Origin of the sequence: Longimicrobium sp., assembly GCF_036280135.1 — a bacterium.
Lineage (GTDB): Bacteria > Gemmatimonadota > Gemmatimonadetes > Longimicrobiales > Longimicrobiaceae > Longimicrobium.
The window spans coordinates 1-3,266 of record NZ_DASURI010000613.1 but is presented as its reverse complement, the minus strand read 5'-3'; the positions used below and the strand labels follow the sequence as shown (position 1 = coordinate 3,266).

Below are 3,266 nucleotides of genomic sequence, written 5' to 3'. Positions count from 1 at the left end.
GAGCGCCCCCTCCGGGCTCGCGGAGCTCACCCACCTCCCCCCCAAAACCGCTGGGGGAGGTTGAACCGCGCTTTCACGCGCAACGCCGAATGACCCAGGAAATCGACACCGATGCGCGGTGTTTCTGCGGATTCGGTAAAGGAGACGGGCCTCCGGGATCGAGCCGGCCCTGGGGCGTAGGCCCGCGTACGATGCTCCACGAATCATCCCCCGGAGTGCCGGAAACCTGATGGCGTGCGTGCGCCGGCAGGCGCGCGTGCTCGCGGGCGATGGACCCGTCAGGCGTTCAGCCGAGTTCGTCCCCGTTGAAGCGGTTTCGCCCCGCGTCCGTCCGGTAACGCGTACCGGCACTTTCGTGGCGTTTGTGTAGCGAAGTCCCGGTGCGGACCACTCCCTGGCGGCACCGCGCCCGTATCGCACAAATCGGCGCCCAGCCTTGTTGAAGGCCGGGCGCATTTGTTTCCCATTCCGTCCATCCGCCGCGCCTGGAAACGCGGAAGATTCACCAACAGTTGGCGGGAGGGGTGCCGCGTCCCGTTCCCACGGGAAAGCGCCCGGCCGGCGCCCCCGCGGATGAGGGGGCCGCACCGGGTTCCACCCGTACCCGGCGTCCCATTCCATGTTCGTCCCCCATGCAGCCGCGCGGCACGCGCACCCCTCCCGCCCAACGCCCGCGCCCCGCCGGGCGCGGTGAGCCCCCGAGACCTCGTGCGCGAGCCCTCCCGCTCGCTCGTGGACCTGGGCCGCATGGCCCGGGCGGGGTGCCCGCGCGCCCTGGACCACCTGCTGCGCCAGGTGGAGGGCCCCGTGTACCGCTACCTCCTGTCCCGCCTGCGCGCCGCCGCCGACCCCGAGGACGTGGCCCGCGACCTGTGCCAGGAGACGCTCATCCGCGCCGCCGCCGCCCTGCCCCGCAGCACCTTCGCCAGCGACGGGCGGCTGCTTTCCTGGGCGCTCACCATCGCGCGCAACGTGCTGCTGGACCACCTGCGGCGGGCCCGTGGCCGCGGGGAGGTGCGTGGCGACGACCACTGGGCCCGCCTGGAGTCCGGCGGGCCGCTGCCCGGCCAGGAGACGCCGCCGCCCCGCCCGCTGGAGCTGCTGGCGGCCGAGGCGCTGGCGGAGGTGCCCGAGGCCACGGCGGAGCTGCTGCGGCTGCGGCTGGTGGCGGGGCGCACGTGGAAGGAGGTGGGCGACGCGCTGGGGATCCCCGAGAGCGCGGCCAAGCGCCGCTTTCAGCGCGCCCAGGTGTCGCTGCGCCGAAAGCTCCTGGCGCGGATGGACGCGCTGCCGGCCGAGTCCCCCGAATCCGGGCGGCCGTTGTTCCTTCGGGAGCCAGGGGACGACACCGGCGGCATGCACACCAAGAGGGGAAAGTGACGGCGCGCAGGCCGGACCGGCACCGCTCCCGTTGATCGCGGAGGGTGCCGGTCTTCGTTCTCGCCACGGACGCGACACCGCCCGGTCCGGCGACGCGCTGGGCCTTTCCAACGCCCGCAGCGCGCTTGGCCATCGGCGGATTGCGTTGCCTGCCCCGGGACAAGGAGCCCGGGATTCCATTCATCCTTGCAAGGGGAACCACCCATGCCGAACGGCGAGATGGAAACGGAAAAAGAAGTTGGACGCTACATGAAGTCCATCAAGGACGAGAACAGCTGGCGGTTCGCGACCGCCAAGTTCGCATCCGTGGTGGACAAGCTGCTCGCCGAGGCCGGGAAAGGGCTGACGACCGCGGCCGCCGGCTACAATGCGGCGCTCATGCCCCCGCAGATCCTGCTGAGCGGGATCTCCATGCTCGACAAGTCCGCCGAGCCCCTGGAGCAGGGCTGGACGATCGCCTCCCAGATCGGCAGATGCGTGATCCTGACCTGCGCGGCGGGCCCCCTGGGCGCGGTGGTGGGCGGCACCCAGGTTCTCCTGTCGGTGCTCGTCCTGCTCGACAAGGCAGAGGCCAACGCGGCGAAGAAGCGTGAGAAGGAGCTGATCACGTCGATGGCGCAAAAGCTCGCGGACATCCGGGCGAAGGTAGCGATACGCGTGGCCAAGGCAAAATCGCGTGACGAACTCCTCGCGACCGACGCGGATGAAGCGAACGACCAGATGGTGCACGCGAGCGTCCGCGGCAGGAAGTACACGGAAACCAGCAGAGTGCGGCTGCTCAAGTTCTTCGCGGACACGCTCTCCACGATCAGCGACGACAAGGCGTGGCCGCTGACTCCCGAGAGACAGGCAGCGCGCCAGCGGCTCCTGAAGGAACTGGACACGACCAAGTCGAACGACAAGCTCAACCAGGCGGACCTCGCCATGATCTCTTTCATGGGAGACCCCCTCTTCGACCTCACTCCGTCGGACGAGCGGGCCAAGCGGTGGATGAGGGATTTCGCGGACGAGGCGTTCGCGTACGTGAAGGACATCCTCGACGCGTCCGCGGGCACGGGCACGGACGAAGGCCACGGCACGACCTTGCCGGATCCCCAGTCCAGGAACGTCATGCCTCGCTAGCGGCAGGCTGTTGGTGAAGGACGCGCTCTGCGCTGGCCCGCGCCTGATTAATCGGTGGAACAACGCGGGGGAGCACCGGCTGGTGCTCCCCCGCGCTGGCATGGGTACGGCAGCCGCGATCTCCCTGCTCATCATCACCTTCCCGCCAACCTGTCGTCGCCCCGGCCGGGACGGTGATCTCGAACTCGGCCACGGGTGCGAGCTGTTTCTCACCCGTGCTGTCATTCTGAGCGAGGAAGGCGCCCGGTGCGGTCCATCCCGTCCGCGGAGTCGTGGGCCCTTCCGACGAAGAAGTGGGTTGCAACCCGGCACGATCCCGCCCGTGCGCGCCCGGCCCGAGAACAACGCAGCGCACGGGCGAGATCCCGCACTCCGGCAGCCAGATTCTTCGGTCGGCGCCATCCAGCACGGGGATGGATCCGGACGACGCCTTCCTCGGAATGACGGCACGGGCGAGAAACGGCTCCAGACCCACCCGGGGACCGCTGTCAGGGATGATGTACCTGTATTGGCGGGTGCGCTGACTCGTACGCGGCGTTCGTGCTCAGGCTGGAGCAGGACAATTGTCGAGTCACTCCAGGACGAGGTCTGGAGAATCCCCGTGGGTGCCGTGGGGACCAGTAGCGCGCCTCGGCGCGCACGCCATCATCGGGGGGACTTGGCCGAGGCTTCGCGCGGGGTGCGAACGCCTGACGGCCGGCGGGCACACGCGCCCGCCGGCGGGGAAAGGAGAGGATGCGGACTCAGGCGGTGGCGGGGGCCTT

At 69.8% G+C, this 3,266-nt stretch carries 2 protein-coding genes; both read left to right on the top strand.

The features are described from left to right. Window positions 1–708 precede the first annotated feature (708 nt). On the top strand, window positions 709–1,380 hold the full coding sequence (locus VFZ20_RS19855; RefSeq protein ID WP_329685676.1) for an RNA polymerase sigma factor: 672 nt from the start codon (window positions 709–711) through the stop codon (window positions 1,378–1,380). Window positions 1,381–1,584: 204 nt separating this feature from the next. After that, complete coding sequence (locus tag VFZ20_RS19850; RefSeq protein WP_329685675.1) at window positions 1,585–2,502, top strand: hypothetical protein; 918 nt, start codon at window positions 1,585–1,587, stop codon at window positions 2,500–2,502. Window positions 2,503–3,266 lie beyond the last annotated feature (764 nt).

Bases quoted from the DNA above. Each gene is read 5' to 3' on its own strand.
- VFZ20_RS19850 (WP_329685675.1), top strand. From the start codon at position 1,585: ATGCCGAACGGCGAGATGGAAACGGAAAAAGAAGTTGGACGCTACATG.